This window comes from Micromonospora sp. H33, assembly GCF_052068455.1.
Taxonomy (GTDB): Bacteria; Actinomycetota; Actinomycetes; order Mycobacteriales; family Micromonosporaceae; genus Micromonospora.
The window spans coordinates 121019-139982 of the sequence record NZ_JBQHDE010000001.1; the positions used below are offsets into that span (position 1 = coordinate 121019).

13 protein-coding genes are annotated in these 18964 nt (G+C 73.7%); 6 read left to right on the plus strand and 7 right to left on the minus strand.

Annotated elements, in window-relative coordinates:
• Positions 1–30: 30 nt before the first annotated feature.
• Positions 31–1314 carry a phosphopyruvate hydratase gene (gene eno, locus ACTMS0_RS00585; protein WP_441153079.1) on the minus strand — a complete coding sequence of 428 codons (1284 nt, stop codon included), beginning with the start codon at positions 1312–1314 and terminating at the stop codon, positions 31–33.
• Positions 1315–1559: 245 nt separating this feature from the next.
• Here eno and ACTMS0_RS00590 point away from each other — a divergent pair, with 245 nt between their 5' ends.
• Together ACTMS0_RS00590 and nudC are read left to right on the plus strand one after the other, a co-directional pair.
• Complete coding sequence (locus ACTMS0_RS00590) at positions 1560–2252, plus strand: hypothetical protein (protein ID WP_441153080.1); 693 nt, start codon at positions 1560–1562, stop codon at positions 2250–2252.
• Entirely contained in the window at positions 2249–3160 is a 912-nt protein-coding gene (gene nudC / locus ACTMS0_RS00595; protein ID WP_441153081.1) for an NAD(+) diphosphatase, read from the plus strand. The genes ACTMS0_RS00590 and nudC overlap by 4 nt, the downstream gene beginning before the upstream one ends.
• 62 nt (positions 3161–3222) lie before the next feature.
• On the opposite strand, the gene ACTMS0_RS00600 is transcribed toward nudC, so the two are convergent.
• The 4 genes from ACTMS0_RS00600 to mfd form a co-directional block, all read right to left on the minus strand.
• A complete protein-coding gene (locus tag ACTMS0_RS00600; RefSeq protein WP_441153082.1) occupies positions 3223–4842 on the minus strand; it encodes a DUF885 domain-containing protein in 1620 nt (539 codons plus the stop codon).
• A 100-nt stretch (positions 4843–4942) separates the two neighbouring features.
• A complete protein-coding gene (locus ACTMS0_RS00605; RefSeq protein ID WP_441153083.1) occupies positions 4943–5929 on the minus strand; it encodes a nucleoside triphosphate pyrophosphohydrolase in 987 nt (328 codons plus the stop codon).
• Positions 5930–5931: 2 nt separating this feature from the next.
• A complete protein-coding gene (locus ACTMS0_RS00610; RefSeq protein ID WP_441153084.1) occupies positions 5932–6696 on the minus strand; it encodes a hypothetical protein in 765 nt (254 codons plus the stop codon).
• Positions 6697–6756: 60 nt separating this feature from the next.
• Positions 6757–10389, minus strand: coding sequence for a transcription-repair coupling factor (mfd, locus tag ACTMS0_RS00615; protein ID WP_441153085.1), 3633 nt, complete (start codon positions 10387–10389; stop codon positions 6757–6759).
• A gap of 152 nt (positions 10390–10541) precedes the next feature.
• Here mfd and ACTMS0_RS00620 point away from each other — a divergent pair, with 152 nt between their 5' ends.
• Both ACTMS0_RS00620 and ACTMS0_RS00625 read left to right on the plus strand, forming a co-directional pair.
• Positions 10542–11426 (plus strand): helix-turn-helix domain-containing protein, encoded by an 885-nt coding sequence (locus ACTMS0_RS00620; protein ID WP_441153086.1) that lies wholly within the window; start codon positions 10542–10544, stop codon positions 11424–11426.
• A 349-nt stretch (positions 11427–11775) separates the two neighbouring features.
• Positions 11776–12693: a cyclase family protein gene (locus tag ACTMS0_RS00625; RefSeq protein ID WP_441153087.1), complete on the plus strand. Its 918-nt coding sequence runs from the start codon at positions 11776–11778 to the stop codon at positions 12691–12693.
• Positions 12694–12802: 109 nt separating this feature from the next.
• Here the strand turns inward: ACTMS0_RS00625 and ACTMS0_RS00630 are convergent, their stop codons facing one another.
• Positions 12803–13843 (minus strand): S66 family peptidase, encoded by a 1041-nt coding sequence (locus ACTMS0_RS00630; RefSeq protein ID WP_441153088.1) that lies wholly within the window; start codon positions 13841–13843, stop codon positions 12803–12805.
• Positions 13844–14147: 304 nt separating this feature from the next.
• On the opposite strand from ACTMS0_RS00630, the gene ppc reads away from it, so the two are divergent.
• Positions 14148–16934, plus strand: a complete 2787-nt coding sequence (gene ppc, locus ACTMS0_RS00635; protein WP_441153089.1) for a phosphoenolpyruvate carboxylase — start codon at positions 14148–14150, stop codon at positions 16932–16934.
• 79 nt (positions 16935–17013) lie between these two features.
• On the opposite strand, the gene ACTMS0_RS00640 is transcribed toward ppc, so the two are convergent.
• A complete protein-coding gene (locus tag ACTMS0_RS00640) occupies positions 17014–17745 on the minus strand; it encodes a hypothetical protein (RefSeq protein WP_441153090.1) in 732 nt (243 codons plus the stop codon).
• Between the two features lie 54 nt (positions 17746–17799).
• On the opposite strand from ACTMS0_RS00640, the gene ACTMS0_RS00645 reads away from it, so the two are divergent.
• Positions 17800–18945 carry a DNA recombination protein RmuC gene (locus tag ACTMS0_RS00645; protein ID WP_441153091.1) on the plus strand — a complete coding sequence of 382 codons (1146 nt, stop codon included), beginning with the start codon at positions 17800–17802 and terminating at the stop codon, positions 18943–18945.
• The last annotated feature ends 19 nt before the right edge of the window (positions 18946–18964 follow it).

An 18964-nucleotide genomic window follows, 5' to 3' on the forward strand; every position in this document is an offset into this window, starting at 1 on the left:
GTCACACCCCCTCCCCCGAGGTCGCGTCCCTCAGGCCGAACGGTAACGCGGGAAGGCGCCCGCCCCGGCGTACCGCGCCGCGTCGGCCAGCTCCTCCTCGATCCGCAGCAGCTGGTTGTACTTGGCGACGCGGTCGGAGCGGGCCGGAGCACCGGTCTTGATCTGGCCGCAGCCGGTGGCGACCGCCAGGTCGGCGATGGTGGTGTCCTCGGTCTCGCCGGAGCGGTGGCTCATCATGCACTTGAAACCGGCGCGGTGGGCCAGGTCCACCGCGTCGAGGGTCTCGGTGAGCGACCCGATCTGGTTGACCTTCACCAGGACGGCGTTGGCGGCGTTCTCGGCGATGCCGCGGGCGATCCGCTGCGGGTTGGTGACGAACAGGTCATCGCCGACGATCTGGACGCGGTCGCCGATGGACGCGGTCAGCGTCTGCCAGCCGGACCAGTCGTCCTCCGCCAGCGGGTCCTCGATGGACACGATCGGGTACTGGTCGGCGAGCTTGGTGTAGTAGGTGCTCATCTCCTCGGCGGTCTTCGCTGCGCCCTCGAACGTGTACGTGCCGTTCTCGAAGAACTCCGTGGCCGCCACGTCGAGCGCGAAGACGATGTCGGTGCCGAGCCGGTAGCCGGCCTTCTCGACGGCCTCCGCGATCAGGTCCAGGGCGGCGGCGTTGGTCGGCAGGTTCGGCGCGAAGCCGCCCTCGTCGCCGAGGCCGGTGGACAGGTCCTTCTTCTTCAGCACCGACTTGAGCGCGTGGTAGACCTCCGCGCCGGAGCGCAGCGCCTCGCGGAAGCTGGGCGCGCCGATCGGCGCGATCATGAACTCCTGGATGTCGACGTTGGAGTCCGCGTGGGCGCCACCGTTGAGGATGTTCATCATCGGGACGGGCAGCAGGTGCGCGTTCGGCCCGCCGAGGTAGCGGAACAGGCTCAGCTCGGCGCTGCCGGCGGCCGCCTTCGCCACCGCCAGGGAGACGCCCAGGATCGCGTTCGCGCCCAGCTCGCTCTTGTTGTCGGTGCCGTCGATGTCGAGCATCTTCTGGTCGATGAGCCGCTGCTCGCTGGCCTCGTACCCGATCAGCTCGTCGACGATCTTGTCCTCGATGTTCGAGACCGCGTTCTCGACGCCCTTGCCCTGGTAGCGGTCCTTGTCACCGTCGCGCAGCTCGATCGCCTCGAAGGCGCCGGTCGAGGCGCCGGACGGCACCGCGGCGCGGGCGATCGTGCCGTCGTCGAGCCCGACCTCTACCTCGACCGTCGGGTTGCCCCGCGAGTCAAGGATTTCCCGGGCGACGATTCCCTCGATGGTTGCCACTGAGTCGCTCCTCGTTTGTGTGTGCCGGTCCGGTATGGGCCGCGACGGTGCGGCTGAGGCAGGTGTTGCCAGGCAGCGTATCGGGCGTCGCCGTACCGCACCGCGTCGCCCGGATCGCGGCGGACGGCCCCACCGGTCACGCCCTGTGTCCGGGTGCCGCCCGCACGACGGACATTCCCGTATTCTCGGGCGTCAACCGGCAACGGGTTTGCGCGCGCTCGACCCGATCGGCGAGGCTGGTCGCCATGCCCGCCGCCTCGACCCCGCTCCGCCTGCTCGCCGTCTCGGTCATCGCGTCGCTCACGGTCACCGGCTGTCAGACCCTCGACGACGCCGGCCGGGCCATCGGCCACTCCGACCTGGTCAACGATCTCGCGAGCCGGCTGGACCGGGCGCTGACCCTGACCTACTCGGCCGACTACCAACTCCCGGCCGGGAAGACGGCCACCATCGCCCAGGAGCAGGAGCCGGCCCGGTCGGCGTACACGTGGCCCGGGGGCAAGCTGACGGTCACCGAGGAGGCGACCACGCGGTGCGAGAGCTCCGGCGGGCGGACGGTCTGCACGCTGGAGCCGCCGCCGGCCGCCACCGCCAAGCCGTCGGTCACCGTGTTCACCGAGGCCAAGCGGCAGGGCCTGGTCACGCCGCCGGTGGTGGTGGGGCTGCTGACCGCCGCCGCCCTCGACCCGGACGCGGTCATCACCAGCGGTGACACCACCCTCGCCGGGCGGCACGCCACCTGCGTCGAGGTCCGGCAGACGGCCGACGACTTCAGCGCCTGCGTGACCACGGAGGGGGCGCTGGCCAGCTTCACCGGCCAGGTCGACGGCAAGCCGGTCGACCTGGCCCTCACCCGCTACCGGGAGGCGGTCGACAGCACGGCGTTCGAGCTGCCACCCGGCGCCGGCGTGGTGGACCGCCGGCCGGCCGGTTCGTGACCGACCCGGCCGCCGCACCCGACGCGACCCATCCGCCCGTCTCCGGGGCGCCGCCGTTCCCGCGTGCTGCCGACGCCTCGCCCACGGGGTTCCTCCCCGGGGCCGCTGCCGCCGCGACCCCCGACGCCGGGGACCTGGCGCTGCCGGTGGCCGGGTGGAAGCTGCACACCGGCCCGGACGGCACCTTCCTTCGGGTCGCCGACCTGCCCGCCGACAGCCCGTGGGTGCCGCTCGGCACGCTCGACGGTCGCCCGGTGTGGGCCGTCGAGGTGCCGGCGGAGGAGAGCCTGCCCGGCCGGTGGCGGAGCTGGCGGTCCCTCGCGGCCGAGGCGCCCGAGCCGTACGCCACCCTCGCCGGGCGGGCCCTCGCCGTGGTGACCTGGCGGCGGACGCACCGCTGGTGCGGGGCCTGCCGCGAGGAGCTGGCCGACGTGCCCGGCGAGACCGCGCGGCGCTGCCCCGGATGCGAGCTGTACGTGCCGATGCGGCTCTCCGCCGCCGTGCTGGTGGCGATCACGCGGCCCGGCCCCTCCGGTGGCCCTGATGAGTTGCTGCTCGTGCGGCACACGTACGGGCCGACCGGGCTGTGGGCGCTGGTCGCGGGCTTCGTGGAGGCCGGCGAGACGCTGGAGGCGGCCGTCCGCCGGGAGGTCGGCGAGGAGGTCGGGCTGGCCGTCGGGCAGGTGACGTACTTCGGCAGCCAGCCGTGGGCGATGTCCGGGCCGGGGACGCTGCTGACCGGCTTCACCGCCCGTGCCGCCGACCCGCTGGCCGAGCCGGTGGTCGACGGGAAGGAGCTGGCCGAGGCGCGCTGGTTCCCGCTCGACGGGCTGCCGGCCGAGCTGCCGCCCGCGTACTCGATCTCCCGCTGGCTGATCGATGCGGCCGCGACCGGCGGGCGGCGCTGACGCCCACCGGGCGTTAAGAAGGGGCCCTTCCTCTACCGCAGGCGTTAACAGGGGGCCCTTCCTTACACCCCCAGCAGGGTGCGCAGGTGGCGCGGGGGTGGGCAGTCGTGGGCGAGCATCGCGTCGTGCCAGTCGCGGACGGACACCCCGTCGGGGCGGGCGGCGGCGATCTCGGCGACCTCGCTGTACCCGACGAAGTACGTGGACAGCTGCGTCGAGGTGAGCAGCGCCCGCCGCCACTTGCCGGCGGCCTCGCCCTCCTCCTGGAAGCCGCGACTGGTCATCAGGGCCATCGCGTCCGCCTCGGTCATCCCCTCGCAGTGCACGAGTTGGTCGAGCAGGGCGTTGATCGTCATCCGCAGCTGCATCTTGAGCTGCTGCAACCGCACCGGCACGCCGCCGAAGCCGTGCCCGGCCATCACCTCCTCGGCGTAGACCGCCCAGCCCTCGATGAACGGCCCGGACCGGGCGAGCGCCCGCACCCGGGTGCCGCCGGCGTGCCGGCGGGCGTGCGCGAGCTGGAGGAAGTGCCCGGGCATCGCCTCGTGCACCGTGAGGTTGCGGATCATGTGGTCGTTGTACTCGCGGTAGAACGACTCGACCCGCTGCGCCGGCCAGTCCGCCGGGGTGGGCGCGATGCAGTAGAACGTCGGCACCTCGGCCGTCTCCAGCGGCCCGGGCGAGTCGCAGTACGCGACCGCCACACCGCGCGCGAACTCCGGCATCACCTGGATCACGCACGGGTCGTCGAGCAGGGTCACCAGGTCGTGGGCGCGGACGAAGTCGCTCGCCTCGTCGAGCGTGATCGAGGCGAGGTCGACGATGGTGTGGTCGTCCGGGTGCTCGGCGGCGAGCAGGTCCAGCGCCCGGCGTACCGTCTGGTCGTCGGCCGGCCCCCCGACCAGCTCGACGGCCGCCTCGCGGATCTCCTCGGTGACCCGGTCCAGGTTCGCCCAGGCCCGGCGCTGGATCTCGGCGGCGCCCAGCTCGGTGTCGAGCGTATGCCAGAGCCGCGCCTCCCACCGGCGGCGTCCCAGGCGCGGGTCGCGGCCCGGGCCGGCGTCGGCGGCGAGGCCGATGCGCAGCCACGCGACGAACTCCTCGATCGCCGCGATGGCCGTGGCCGCGGCGGGCGCGACCCGGTCGTGCAGTGCGGGCGCCGCGTCGAGCAGAACCGGCACCTCGTCGCGGATCAGCGCGGCGGTGCCGGTGAACTGCCCGACCGCCGTCTCGGCGTGGATCCGCGGCATGTCGCGCAGCGTCGTGCGCGCGGTGGCGAGGGCGTCGGGTACGGCCTCCAGCCGGCCGGCCAGGCTGTCCAGCCGGACGTCGACCGGGGCGTACGGGCGGGCGGCGAGCGCGTGCAGCAACATGCCGGGGTTGTGCCGCAGCGGATCCCACTCGTGCGCGCGGATCTCGTCCCGCTCGAACAGCTCGCGGTCGACCAGGGCGGTCAGCAGGGCGTGGTCCACCCGGTCGTCGACGTCGAGCGCGTCACCGTCCACCTCGGACAGCGCGTCGGCCGCGTCCCGCAACATCGCCCGATCCGCCGCGACGGCGTCGGCGGAGTAGTCCGGCAACCGGTCGTCGTACCGGTGATCCCCGGCCGTGGCGGCCAGTCCCGGCCGGCTCTCCAGCAACGCGTCGACGATCCGCTCAGCCAGCGGTGCGAACTCCTGCATGGGAAGAACCCTACCGATCACCACCGACGCCGACGGCCCACACCGTTGATCATGAGGTTAGCGGCGTTCCTGATCTCCGAAACTGCCGCTAACCTCATGATCAACTCTCGGAGGGGGCAGCGCGTTCGGCGGCGCGGACGGCGTCGGCGTAGGCCAGGGTGGCGCGGCGGAGGGCGGCCTCCGGGTCCAGTCCGGCTTCCCGGGCCGCCGCGACCGTGGTCAGGAGGCTGGCGCCGAGGCGGGCTTCCGGGTCCACCTGGGTGTCCGCGAGCGGCGGTGGGACCGCGAGGCCGATGCGGGCGGCGCGGTCGAGGATCTTCGCCGCCAGCGCCAGGGCGGGCTGGCTCATGGCGATGCCGTCCAGCACCGAGTCGCGCGCCTTCTCGGCCCGCTTGATGCGCTCCCAGCTCGCCTCGATCTCCTCGATCGACGCGGCCTGACCGTCGGCGAAGACGTGCGGGTTGCGCCGGACCATCTTGTCGACCAGGCCGCCGGCCACGTCGTCGACGGTCCACCGCTCGTCCTCGGGCAGCTCCTCGGCGAGCCGGGCGTGCAGCACCACCTGGAGCAGCACGTCACCCAGCTCCTCGCGCAGCGCGTCGGTGTCCCCGGCGCTGATCGCGTCGTACGCCTCGTAGCACTCCTCCAGCAGGAAACCGGCGAGGCTGCGGTGGGTCTGCGCCCGCTTCCACGGGTCACCGCCGGGCGAGGCGAGGCGGTCCATCACGGCCACCGCGTCGAGCAGGCGGGCGCCCGGCGGGTCCCACGAGCCGTACATCAGCTCCAGCTCGGCGAGCCCCGGCTCACGGGCCACGCGCAGGCCGAGCTCCCGGGCGAGGGACTCGTCGCCGGCCGGGCCGGCGAGCCAGACCGCCGTGCCGTGGGCGGCGACCGTGTCCAGCAGCGCCTGGGTGGCCGGGCCGTCGACCACGGTCACCTCGGCGCCCGCCGCGCGCAGCGCCGCCGTCACCTCGCTCTCCGCCCCGGCCAGCACCGGGTGCCGGCGTACGACGTCCCAGGCGGCCGCCGTGAGCAGCCCGGCCGGCAGCCGGGGCGAGGTGACCAGCAGGACGATCCGCGCCGACATGCTCAGCTGGCGACCGGCTCGGTCGCCTCGGCGTCGGTCGGCGCGACCGACCGGAGCGGCTCCGGGGTGGAGATGTCGGTGACGGCGTCCGAGCCCGGCTCGCCCAGCGGCACGCTCACCGCGGGCGCGTCGCCGGCGAAGCTGAGCACCGGAAACTCCAGCGGCCGGTAGCGGGGGTTGACGGTCACGTCGTACCCCTCGACGGCCTCGGCCAGCGACCGGCGGGTGGCGAGGGCGACGCGCAGCTGGTCGCCGTCGAGCTGCCCGGCGGCGGCGTCGTCCGGAACGTCCGCCGGGATCACGCCCGCCTTCCGGCCGGCGGCGATCAGATCGGCCAGCTCCTGCTCGGTCGGCGCGACCGGCGTGCCGGTGGGGATGCCGGACAGGCAGGTGTAGAGGGTGGCCACCTCCCGCACGTACTCCGTCTCCGGGGCGAGGCCGAGCTGGCGGGCGACCTGGGCCGGCTCCGCCTGGCCCTGCGGGCGGTAGCCCTTGTCGGCGGACACCCGCTCGCACACCTCCCCGAGCACGAGCGTGCCGACGATCTGGGCCCGGCCGGGCAGCGCCGGCGCCGGCAGGCTGGTTTCCGGCGCGGCCGTCGGCGTGACGGTCTTCGCCCGCAGGTCGTCCAGGATGCCGTTCACGGCAACCTCGGTGATCCGCAGGTCGCCGACGTACGCGGCGACCCCGGGCTCGGTACGGCATCCGGCGAGGGCGACGAGGCCGACCGCCACGCTGGCGACGGCGACAAGACGGCGAGCACGCATGACGGCCACTCTCTCACGCCGTCCCGTCGCGGTGTGACGGCCCCCACGCCTCACCGGGGCTCACCGGGTCGCCCCGGCGAGGGCCGGCTCCCCGAGCACGTCGGAGAGGAGCTGGGCGCACCACTCCAGCAGCGCCTGGTCGCGCAGCGGCTCGCCGCCGACCCGGCGGGTGCTCGGCCGCGGCACGCTGACCTGGTCCAGCGCGGCCTTGTAGACCGCGTCCGGGTGGTACCGCTTGAGCCGCAGCTGCCTCGAGTCGGGCAGCGGCAGCGGGCCGAACCGGATGTGCTTGCCCTGCATCGACACGTCGGCGAGGCCGTAGCGGCGGGCGAGCAGCCGGAACCGCGCCACCGCCACCAGGTTCTGCACCGGGGCCGGCGGCTCGCCGTACCGGTCGGTCATCTCGGCGACCACCTCGCGCAGCCGCTCCTCGTCGCGGGCCTCGGCGAGCTTCCGGTACATCTCCAGACGCAGCCGCTCCACGCCGACGTAGTCGTGCGGCAGGTGCGCGTCCACCGGAAGGTCGACCTTGACCTCGACCTCCTCCTCCGGACGCTCGCCCTTGAACGCCTGCACCGCCTCGCCGACCATCCGCACGTACAGGTCGAAGCCGACGCCCTCGATGTGGCCGGACTGCTCGCCGCCGAGCAGGTTGCCGGCGCCGCGGATCTCCAGGTCCTTCATCGCGACGTACATCCCGGCTCCCAGCTCGGTGTGCTGCGCGATGGTGGCCAGGCGCTCGTGGGCGTGCTCGGTGAGCGGCTTGTCCGGCGGGTAGAGGAAGTACGCGTACGCCCGCTCCCGGCCCCGGCCGACCCGGCCGCGGATCTGGTGCAGCTGGGCCAGGCCGAGCAGGTCGGCGCGTTCGACGATCAGGGTGTTGGCGTTCGGGATGTCGATGCCGGACTCCACGATCGTGGTGCAGACCAGGACGTCGAACTCCTTCTCCCAGAAGCCGACCATGACCTTCTCCAGGGCATCCTCGCCCATCTGGCCGTGCGCCACCGCGACCCGCGCCTCGGGCACCAGCTCGCGCAGCCGCCGCGCCGCCCGCTCGATCGACTCGACCCGGTTGTGCAGGTAGAAGACCTGACCGTCGCGTAGCAGCTCACGGTGGACCGCGGCGGCCACCTGCCGCTCGTCGTACGCCCCGACGGCGGTGAGCACCGGGTGCCGCTCCTCCGGCGGCGTGGCGATGGTGGACATCTCCCGGATGCCGGTGATCGCCATCTCCAGCGTCCGCGGGATCGGGGTGGCCGACATGCTGAGCACGTCCACCGCGGCCCGCATGGCCTTCAGGTGCTCCTTGTGCTCGACGCCGAAGCGCTGCTCCTCGTCGACGATGACCAGGCCGAGGGACTTGAACCGGGTGGACGCCTGGAGCAGCCGGTGGGTGCCGATGACGATGTCGGCGGTGCCGTCGGCGGCCATGGCGAGGGTCTGCTCGGCCTCCTTCGGCGTCTGGAAGCGGGACAGCTGCCGGATCGTCACCGGGAACTGGCTCATCCGCTCGGCGAACGTGTTGTAGTGCTGCTGCACCAGCAGCGTGGTGGGCACCAGCACCGCCACCTGCTTGCCGTCCTGCACCGCCTTGAACGCCGCGCGCACCGCGATCTCGGTCTTGCCGTAGCCGACGTCGCCGCAGATCAGCCGGTCCATCGGGACCGTCTGCTCCATGTCCCGCTTGACCTCCTCGATCGCGGCGAGCTGGTCGGGCGTCTCCTGCCAGGGGAAGGCGTCCTCCAGCTCCCGCTGCCACGGGGTGTCCGGGCCGAAGTTGTGCCCCTTGGAGGCCTTGCGGGCGGCGTAGAGCTGGATCAGCTGGGCGGCGATCTCCCTGACCGCCTTGCGGGCGCGGGCCTTCGACTTCTGCCAGTCCGAGCCGCCCATCTTGTGCAGGGTGGGCTGCTCACCGCCGACGTAACGGGAGAGCTGGTCGAGCTGGTCGGTGGGGACGAACAGCCGGTCGCCGGGCTGGCCGCGCTTGCTCGGGGCGTACTCGATGACCAGGTACTCCCGGCTGGCGCCGTTGACCGTGCGCTGCACCAGCTCGACGTACCGGCCGATGCCGTGCTGCTCGTGCACCACGTGGTCGCCGGCCTTCAGCTCCAGCGGGTCGATGGTGTTGCGCCGCCGGCTCGGCATCCTGCGCATGTCCCGGGTGGAGGTGCCGCGGCCGCCGGTGAGGTCGTCCCCGGTGAGCAGCACGAACCGGGACGCCTCGTCGACGAAGCCGCCGGTCAGCGACCCGCAGGTGACCAGCAGCTCCCCGGGGGCGGGGGCGGTGGGCACCTCCTCGGTCATCCGGGCGCCCAGGCCGGCGTCGCGCAGCACCTCGACGGCCCGCTGGGCGGGGCCGTGCCCCGCGAAGACCAGCGCGATCGACCAGCCCTCGCCCGCCCAGCGCTTGAGGTCGTCGACCACGCGGGCGGTCTCGCCGTGGTAGAGCGGAGCGGGCTGGGCGGCCAGGGTCACCGCGATCGCGTCGTCGGGGGTGACGTCGACCTCGACCGGCTCGTCCTCCCAGGGCTGTCGCGCCGGGACGGCGGCCGGCTCGGCGAGGCCGAACGGCGACACCGTCCACCAGGGCTGGCCCAGGACGCGGGCGGTCGCGCGGACGTCGGCGAGGGTCTTGAAGGCGGCGGCGCCGACGTCGATCGGGGCCTGCCCGCCGGTCGCGGCCGCCATCCAGCTCGCCTGGAGGAACTCCTCGGAGGTACGGACGAGGTCGTGCGCCCGGGTGCGGATGCGCTCCGGGTCGCAGAGCAGCACGTGGGTGCCGGTCGGCATGGTGTCGAGCAGCAGTTCCATCGCGTCGGCGCCGATCAGCGCCGGGGCGAGGGACTCCATGCCCTCGACCGGGATGCCCTCGGCCAGCTTGTCGAGGATCTCGGCCAGCTCGGGGTGCTCCTCGGCCAGGGCGGCGGCCCGCTTCCGCACCGACGGGGTGAGCAGCAGTTCCCGGCAGGGCGGGGCCCAGAGCCGGGGGACCTGCTCGATGGTCCGCTGGTCGGCCACGGCGAAGGTGCGGATCTCCTCGACCTCGTCGCCCCAGAACTCGACCCGGGACGGGTGCTCGTCGGTCGGCGGGAAGACGTCGAGGATGCCGCCGCGCACGGCGAACTCGCCCCGCTTGGTGACCAGGTCGACCCGCGCGTACGCCATGTCGGTGAGCCGGCGCGCGACCTCCTCGAGGTCGGCCTCGTCGCCGGCGGCCAGCCGCACCGGTTCCAGGTCGCCGAGGCCCTTGAGCTGCGGTTGCAGCAGGGAGCGGACCGGGGCGACGACCACCCGCAGCGGGCCGGTGCGGCCGTGCGCGTCGGCCGAGTCGGGGTGGGCCAGCCGGCGGAGCACGGCCAGCCGCCGGCCCACCGTGTCCGAGCGCGGCGAGAGCCGCTCGTGCGGGAGCGTCTCCCACGAGGGGAAGACCGCCACCTGCTCCGGCGGGAGCAGGCTGCCCAGCGCCGAGGCGAGGTCGTCGGCCTCCCGGCTGGTGGCGGTGACCGCCAGCACCGGCCGGCCGGCGCCTCCGGCGGGCTCGTCGGCCGCGACGGCGGCGACGGCGAACGGCCGCAGCGCCGGCGGGGCGGTCAGGTCGAGCCCGTCGACCTGAGCCGCACCGGATCGCGCCAGGTCACGGGCCCGGGCGAGGGCCGGGTCGGCCAGGGCGGCGGCGAAGAGTCCGGTGAGCATGTGATCACTTCCAGTGCGACGGCACGACGATCACCCCTCGTCCGGGCTGGACGGGGGGTACACCAGTCGACACTATCTCTCCGGGGAGACGATCGACGCCCGCGTGGCGTGGATCGCGCTCTGCACCGGCGGCCACGACCTGGGGAGGACGCATGCCGGACGGAATTGGCAGTGATCCACGGCGACGGACGTCGCCGGCACGCTGGCGGGTGCTGGGCCACCCCCAGGGGATCCTGGCCTATCAGGTGCGGTGCATCGTCGAGCATCACGGCTGGTCGGAGCCGGCGGCGGAGACGACGCACAAGGTCATGCTCGGCCGGTCGGGCGTATACCGGCGCCGGGTGAACGGCCGCACGGCGTTCTCCGACGCCACTTCCGTGCTGCTCACCCGGCCCGGCGACGAGATGGCGGTGGCCCACCCGCTCGGCTGCGGTGACTCGTACACCTGCCTGGAGATCGACCCCGAGGTGCTGGCCGAACGGTCCGACGCCGCCCGGTGGCTGCACGAGGCCGGCTGGGAGGGCTCGTCCGACGGGTCGCTGGACCTGGCGCACCGGCTGCTGGTCGCGGAGTTCCGGCGCGGGCTGGACCCGTTCGAGATGGGCGAGCGGCTGCACGGGTTCCTCGACCGGCTGCTCGGCCACGTCACGGGCGTCCGACCCGGGACCGACCTCGACCGGGCGGTCGGCCGACGCGCGGCGACGCTGGCGGCGCACCGGCAGTTGGCCGACCGGGCGCGCGAGGTGCTGGCCGCGGCGGACTTCTCGCTCACCCTCGACGAGGTCGCCCGCGAGGTGGGTGCCTCGCCGCACCACCTCAGCCGGGTCTTCCAGCGGGTCACCGGGAGCAGCCTGACGGCGTACCGCAACCGGCTGCGGGTGCGGGCGGTGCTCGACACCCTCGCCGAGGCGGACGGCCCGCCACTGCGGGAGGTGGCCTCCGAGTACGGCTTCGCCGACCAGGCACACCTCACCCGCGTGGTCCGGGACCACGTGGGCCACCCACCCGCCCGCCTCCGCGCACTCCTCGCCGCCTGAGGTTGTAAGGAAGGGCCCCTTGTTAACGCCTGCGGTAGAGCACGGGCCCCCGGTTAACACCTCGCCGCGCTCTCCCAGCGCCAACCGAGCAAGGATCTTCAAGACCGCACCCCCAGCCGGACCCGAGGATGGACACGTCGCCCGGGACGGTCGGGGGTGGGCGGGCCTGTTCGGGGAGGCCCGCAGCTCCCGTCCGGGCGGGTCACCTTCGGGGGCCCGCCACTCCGCTTCGGGCGGGTCGCCGGCGGCGACCCGACGCCGATCCCCGGAGGTGCCGCATCCCCAGCGCGGCGCCTCCGGCCGCCGGACGGATCTTGACCCGGCCCCGCGATGATGATCGGCTGGCGGGATGAGCGGACAGTGGCGCGTGCAGTTCGACGCGGAGGTCACCTTCGCCAACGGCGGTGGGCTCCGCGCCGAGGGGTTCCGGCTGGACATCCCCGGCCGGGAGATCGACGACGCGGACCTGGCCGCACTCTTCGTCCGGCACCTGGGGCTGCTGATGGTCGCCGAGGTACGGGTCACGAACAAGACGATCATCGAGGAACCGCACAAGGGCGGGCGCGGCGTGACCAGGGCCGGCGGCGGTGAGCCGGGCCGCCGGCTGATCGAGCTGAGCCACCCGATCTCCGACGGGATGGTCACGCTGCCGAGCTGGCCGGCACCGCGGATCACCGACTGGTTGACCCGGGAGGCGTCCCGCGCGAACTACGCGCCGGGCACCGAGTTCCACGTCGCCCGCATCGACATGATCGCCAACACGGGCACGTACGTGGACACCCCCGCCCACCGCTACGCCGACGGCCCCGACCTCACCGGCATCCCGCTGGACCGGCTCGCCGACCTGGCGGGGATCGTGGTCCGGGTTCCGGCCGGCACCCGCGCCGTGGACCGGCTGCTCCTGGCCCCGTACGACGTGGCCGGCCGGGCGGTGCTCCTGCACACCGGCTGGTCGGCGCACTTCGGCACGGAGCGGTACGGCGCACCGGACGCCCCGTACCTCACCGGCGACGCTGCCCGCGCGCTCGTGGAGGCGGGCGCCACCCTGGTCGGCATCGACTCGATCAACATCGACGACATGGGCCCGGCCGCGGCCGGCGAGCGCCCCGCGCACAGCACCCTGCTGGCGGCCGGGATCCCGATCGTGGAGCACCTGACCGGGCTCGACGCCGTGCCCCCGTCCGGGTTCCGGTTCACCGCCGCGCCACCACGGGTGGCCGGCATGGGCACCTTCCCGGTCCGCGCCTTCGCCGTCGTAGCCGCCTGACCGGAGTGACCCGCCAAGATCCGCACGAGATCCTGGGCATCGCGGCATCCCACCGTGCCGGATACCGCCATGCCGGGGGCACCGAGTGGATCTTCCCTGGCCGGGGCGGTCAGTAGCGCACCGAGACGCGGCGGGTCACCGCGTCGACGCGGACGTCGCCGCCGTACGGGAGGATCAGCTGCGGATCGGTGTGCCCGATGTCCAGGTCGAACACGACGACCGCGTCCGGGTTGTACGCCGCCAGCGCCCGGGTCACCGCGGCCCGCTGCTCCTCCGCGTACGCCACCTTCTCGGCCGGACTCAGCGGCCGGGAGAACTCCCACGCCTTCGGCCGCCCGACCAGCACCGCCGGGAACGTGCCGAGCAGCCCCCGCTCCCCCAGGTTGCGCAGCATTCGGAAGACCTCGGTGGCCGACGGCAGTTCCTCGGAGGTCTCCAGCACGAAGACCGACCCGGCCAGGTCCGCCACCGGCGCGACCCGGTCGGCGGCGAGCAGCCAGTGCAGCACCTCCAGGTTGCCGCCCCAGATCCGGCCCTCGACCATCCGCGCCGGCCCGGCCCAGGTCCAGCCCGTCCCCGGGAACATCACCGGCTCCTGGGCCAACGTGGCGGCGTCGTTCCAGTCGTTCGGCTGGTCGCCCCACTCGGTGGCCGGGGTCAGGTCGTACCACCCGGAGGTGAAGAGCGCGGCACGCAGCGAGTCGACGGTCAGCGGGTGCAGCGCGCCCGGTCGGCCGAGGTGCACCAGCACCGATCCGCCGTGGTACGAGACCACGCCGAGCCGGTGCAGGTGGTTGAGCAGGTTGGTGTTGTCCGAGTAGCCGACGTACGGCTTCGGGTTCGCCCGCAGCACCGCGTCGTCGAGGTGCGGCGTGACCGTGATCAGGTCCTCCCCGCCGACGGTGGCGAGCACCGCGGTGACCGTCGGGTCGGCGAAGGCGGCGGTCAGGTCCCGCGCCCGGTCCCGCGGGTCGGCGCCCATGACGCGCGTGGTCGGGTACTCCACCGGCTCCAGGCCGAACTCCTCGCGCAGCCGGCGCAGACCCAGCTCGTACACCTCGGGGAAGAGACCCGGCAGGCCGGCGGAGGGTGACACGACCGCGACCCGGTCGCCGGGGCGCGGCTTCGGCGGATAACGCAACGTGGGCATGATCCGCACGCTACCGACGTACGCCAGTGCATATCCGCGCCGGCGACGGGCTGAAACGGCATGACACGTTCGAACCGGACCCTAGGCTGGCGGGGTGATCGCCGACACCCTCCGCCACCGCCACGGCCGAGCCGTCCGTGCCGTCGCACCGGCCCGGAGCAGCGCGAATGCCTGAGACGTCAGGAAGGGACCCTTCCACAACAGAAGGTGTTAACAAGGGGCCCCTCCTTACACCCCGGTCCACGCGGATACGATCCAGGGAGTCGGACAGCGCTGTCCTTCGTACTCACGTAAGGAGCGCACCGTGACCGACCAGCACGACCACGACGGGCCCGACGCGGCGCTGCGCGCCGACATCCGCCGCCTCGGCACCCTGCTCGGGCAGACCCTCGCCCGCCAGGAGGGCCGCCCCCTGCTCGACCTCGTCGAGGACATCCGCGCCCAGGTCCGCACCGACGCCCCGGCCGCCGCGCAGCGGCTCGCCGGGCTCGACGTCACCACGGGCACCAAGCTGGCCCGCGCGTTCTCCACGTACTTCCACCTGGCCAACATCACCGAGCAGGTCCACCGCGCCCGCGACCTGCGCCGCCGCCGTGCGATCCAGGGCGGCTGGCTGGACCAGGCGGCCAAGATGATCGCCGAGCGCGGTGTGCCGGCCGAGGAGATCGCCGCGGTGGCGCGCCGCCTCGCGGTCCGCCCGGTCTTCACCGCCCACCCCACCGAGGCCGCCCGCCGGTCGATCCTGTCGAAGCTCCGCGCGATCGCCGACGAGCTGGACACCGAGACGTCCAACGCGATCCTGTACGGGGCGAGCGACGAGGGCCCGGCCAACCGCCGCCTCGCCGAGTTGCTCGACCTCATGTGGCAGACCGACGAGCTGCGGCTGGACCGGCCGGATCCGACCGACGAGGCGCGCAACGCCATCTACTACCTGCGCGACCTGTACGCCGAGGCGGCGCCGCAGGTGCTCGACGACCTCGCCGACACGCTGCGGACGCTCGGGGTGGAGACCTCGCCGACCGCGCGGCCGCTGACGTTCGGCACCTGGATCGGCGGCGACCGGGACGGCAACCCGTTCGTCACGCCCACGGTGACCCGCGAGGTGCTGATCATCCAGCACGAGCACGGCATCGCGGCCACCGAGAAGGCGATGGACCAGCTCATCAACGAGGTGTCGGTCTCCCGGCGGCTCCGCGGCGTCTCGCTGGACCTCTCGGCCAGCCTCGCCGCCGACCTCGACGCGCTGCCCGAGGTGGCGCCCCGGTTCCGCCGGGTCAACGCCGAGGAGCCGTACCGGCTCAAGGCCCGCTGTGTGAAGGCGAAGCTCGCCAACACCCGGCAGCGGCTGCGGCAGGGCACCGCCCACGTGCCGGGGCGGGACTACCGGGGGTCCGGCGAGCTGATCGCCGACCTGGAGCTGCTGCGCGCCTCGCTGGCCCGCAACTCCGGCCAGCTCACCGCCGTGGGCCGGCTCGCCTCGACCATCCGTACGGTGTCCGCCTTCGGCCTGCACCTCGCCACGATGGACGTCCGCGAGCACGCCGAGAAGCACCACGAGGTGCTGGCCCAGCTCTACGGCGCGGTGGGCGAGGTGGAGGACTACCCGTCGTTGAGCCGGCTGGAGCGCAGCAAGCTGCTCGCCGACGAGCTGACCGGCCGCCGGCCGCTGTCCACCCTCGACACGCCGCTCACCGAGTCGGCCCGCAAGACGTTCGACGTGTTCGGCACGATCCGGGAGGCGCAGGACCGGTTCGGCCCCGAGGTGATCGAGTCGTACATCATCTCGATGACCCTCGGCGTGGACGACGTGCTCGCCGCGGTCGTGCTGGCACGCGAGGCCGGCCTGATCGACGTGCACAGCGGCCGGGCGCGGATCGGCTTCGTGCCGCTGCTGGAGACGCCCGCCGAGCTGAACGCCGGCGGCGACCTGCTGGACGAGCTGCTGTCGCTGCCGGCGTACCGGGCGCTGGTCGCGGCCCGCGGTGACGTGCAGGAGGTGATGCTGGGTTACTCCGACTCCAACAAGGAGGCCGGCATCACCACCAGCCAGTGGTCCATCCACCGGGCGCAGCGCGCGCTGCGCGACGTCGCCGCCCGGCACGGCGTGCACCTGCGGCTCTTCCACGGCCGCGGCGGCACGGTCGGCCGGGGCGGCGGGCCCACGCACGAGGCGATTCTGGCCCAGCCGTACGGGACGCTCGACGGCGCGATCAAGGTGACCGAGCAGGGCGAGGTGATCTCGGACAAGTACACGCTTCCCGCGCTGGCCCGGGAGAACCTGGAGCTGACCATGGCCGCCGTGCTCCAGGCGACGCTGCTGCACACCGCGCCCCGGCAGCCCGCCGAGATGCTGGAGCGTTGGGACGCGACGATGGACGTGGTCAGCGAGTCGGCGTACCGGTCGTACCGCTCGCTCGTGGAGGACCCGGACCTGGCCGCGTACTTCTGGGCGTCCACCCCCACCGAACTGCTCGGCGCCCTGAACATCGGCTCCCGGCCGGCGAAGCGGCCGAACACCGGCGCCGGGCTCGCCGGCCTGCGGGCCATCCCGTGGGTGTTCGGCTGGACCCAGACCCGGCAGATCGTCCCCGGCTGGTTCGGGGTGGGCTCTGGCCTGGCCGCCGCCCGGGAGGCCGGCCACGCCGACGTGCTCGCGGAGATGCACCGCAGCTGGCACTTCTTCCGGACGTTCCTGTCGAACGTCGAGATGATGCTGACCAAGACCGACCTGACGATCGCCCGCCGGTACGTGGAGACGCTGGTGCCGAAGAAGCTGCACCCGATCTTCCAGAAGATCGAGCAGGAGTACGAGCTGACCAAGCGTGAGGTTCTCGCGGTGACCGCCTCGCCGGCGCTGCTGGAGAACTCGCCGGTGCTCCAGCGGACCCTCGCCGTGCGGGACACCTACCTGGAGCCGCTGCACCACCTCCAGGTGGCGCTGCTGCGGCAGTACCGGGAGTCCGGCGCTGCGGGCCGGGCGGTGGCCACCGCGCCGGGTGGCCGGCGCGCACCCAGTGACGGCACGGCGCTGGAACGGGCGCTGCTCACCACGGTCAACGGCATCGCCGCCGGCATGCGCAACACCGGCTGACGTGCAAGGAAGGGGCCCTTGTTAACAGACGTCTGTTAACAAGGCCCCTTCCTTGCACGTCCGGCGGGACGGCGGCCGCTCAGAAGTCGCCGCCGCCGACATCACCGCCGCCGAAGTCCCCGGCGCCCTCGCCACCAACATCGCCGGCGCCCTGGTCGGCCCCGTCCTGGAAGCCCTCCTCGTAGCCGGCGCCGTACCCGGGATCGCCCCACATCGGGGAGAAGAGCGCGTCGGCGATCAGCAGGCCGCCGACCACGCCGGCGCCGGCGCCCAGCGCCGTCTTCCACCATGGCGTCGAGTACCAGCCGGCCGGCACGGGCCGGCCCTGGAACCGCCCACCGGGGTAGTAGTAGGGCGTGTCCCGGCCCGGCTGCGGGCCGGCCTTGAAGGTCTGTCCCTGCACGTCCACCTCGCGCTCCCGGGTGAGCTGCCCGGCGCCCCGGGCCGCGGCGAGCGGCGGCAGCTCGGGCCCCGGGTCGATGCCCATCGCGGTACGGGCCGCCCGGATGTACGCCAACCCCTCCAGCGCGGTCTCCCGGGCGAGCGCGAACTGGTGCGGCGTCCGCGCCTGCTCCAGCTGGGAGCCGGCCGCGTTGTACCGCTCCCCCGCGTCGGCCAGGGCCTGCCGCACCGCGGGCTCCTCCCCCTGGAGGGTCAGCAACTGGCCGCCGAGGCGCTCGTACCAGCGCTGCGCCTCCGCCCGCGCGTCGGCCAGCTCGTCGCCCCGACGGGCACCGGCCTGGGCGCGGGCGACCGCGAAGGCGATCACCGCGCCGAGGGCCACGATGCCGAGACACAGCAGAAGTTCCATGACGGGTACGTACCCACGCGCGCCCCGTCGTACCCGTTTGGCAAGCTCGGCGGCATGGACTTCTCGACGCTGGCCGTGGTGGTCGTCTGCCTCGCGGCGGGCGGCGCGGCGGGCTGGTACGCCGCCCGCGTCCGGTCGGCCACCGACGTCGCCCGGCTGGAGGCCACCCTCGCGGCCACCCGGGAGGGCGAGGGCCGCCTGGAGCAGTCCATGCGCGCGCTCAGCTACGAGGCCACCGCGCAGTCCCAGGAGGCGGTGGCCCGCGCGGTGGCACCGCTGCACGAGACCCTGCGGCGGTACGAGCTGCGGGTCGCCGAGCTGGAACGCGACCGGGTCGACGCGTACGCCGAGCTGCGCGAACAGGTCCGCACGATGAGCGCGGTCTCCGGTGAGCTGCGCACGGAGACCAAGCAGCTCGTGGCGGCACTGCGGGCGCCCCAGGTGCGGGGCCGGTGGGGCGAGCACCAGCTGCGTCGCATCGTCGAGGCGGCCGGCATGCTGGAACACTGCGACTTCGCCGAGCAGGTCACCGCCGCGACCGACCACCAGGGGGTCCGACCCGACCTGGTGGTGCGCCTGCACGGCGGCCGCTCGGTGGTGGTCGACGCGAAGGCGCCGTTCGAGGCGTACCTGACGGCGATGGAGGCGCGCGACGAGCGCGGCCGGGACGGCCACCTCGACGCGCACGCGAAACACCTGCGCGCCCACGTGGACGCGCTGGCCGCCAAGTCGTACTGGGCCGCCTTCGACCAGGCGCCCGAGTTCGTGGTGCTGTTCGTGCCGGCCGACCCGTTCCTCGACGTCGCGTTGCAGCGTGACCCGACGCTGCTGGAGCACGCGTTCGCCCGCAATGTGGTGCTCGCGACCCCGGCCACTCTGGTCGCGTTGCTGCGCACGGTCGCCTACTCGTGGCGGCAGGAGGCGCTGGCCCGCAACGCGGTGGCGGTGCACTCCCTCGCCCGCGAGCTGTACGGGCGGCTGTCCACCCTGGGCGACCACGTCGGCAAGCTGGGCGCGTCGCTCGGCGGGGCGGTCACCGCGTACAACCGGGCGGTGGGCTCGCTGGAGGCGCGCGTGCTGGTCAGCGCCCGCAAGCTCGCCGAGCTGGGCGTCTCCGGCGACGAGCTGCCGACGCCGGCGCAGGTCGAGATCACTCCGCGCCAGCCCCAGGCCCCGGAGCTGCTGGAGCCGGGGGCCTGAGTGGACGATCACCGTCCGT

What these genes read in the sequence shown, in the direction of transcription:
- ACTMS0_RS00645 (WP_441153091.1), top strand. Translation starts at nt 17,800, where the DNA reads ATGGACTTCTCGACGCTGGCCGTGGTGGTCGTCTGCCTCGCGGCGGGC.
- ACTMS0_RS00630 (WP_441153088.1), bottom strand. Translation starts at nt 13,843, where the DNA reads ATGCCCACGTTGCGTTATCCGCCGAAGCCGCGCCCCGGCGACCGGGTC.
- ACTMS0_RS00640 (WP_441153090.1), bottom strand. Translation starts at nt 17,745, where the DNA reads ATGGAACTTCTGCTGTGTCTCGGCATCGTGGCCCTCGGCGCGGTGATC.
- ACTMS0_RS00625 (WP_441153087.1), top strand. Translation starts at nt 11,776, where the DNA reads ATGAGCGGACAGTGGCGCGTGCAGTTCGACGCGGAGGTCACCTTCGCC.
- mfd (WP_441153085.1), bottom strand. Translation starts at nt 10,389, where the DNA reads ATGCTCACCGGACTCTTCGCCGCCGCCCTGGCCGACCCGGCCCTCGCC.
- ACTMS0_RS00605 (WP_441153083.1), bottom strand. Translation starts at nt 5,929, where the DNA reads ATGTCGGCGCGGATCGTCCTGCTGGTCACCTCGCCCCGGCTGCCGGCC.
- ACTMS0_RS00590 (WP_441153080.1), top strand. Translation starts at nt 1,560, where the DNA reads ATGCCCGCCGCCTCGACCCCGCTCCGCCTGCTCGCCGTCTCGGTCATC.
- ACTMS0_RS00620 (WP_441153086.1), top strand. Translation starts at nt 10,542, where the DNA reads ATGCCGGACGGAATTGGCAGTGATCCACGGCGACGGACGTCGCCGGCA.
- ACTMS0_RS00600 (WP_441153082.1), bottom strand. Translation starts at nt 4,842, where the DNA reads ATGCAGGAGTTCGCACCGCTGGCTGAGCGGATCGTCGACGCGTTGCTG.
- ACTMS0_RS00610 (WP_441153084.1), bottom strand. Translation starts at nt 6,696, where the DNA reads ATGCGTGCTCGCCGTCTTGTCGCCGTCGCCAGCGTGGCGGTCGGCCTC.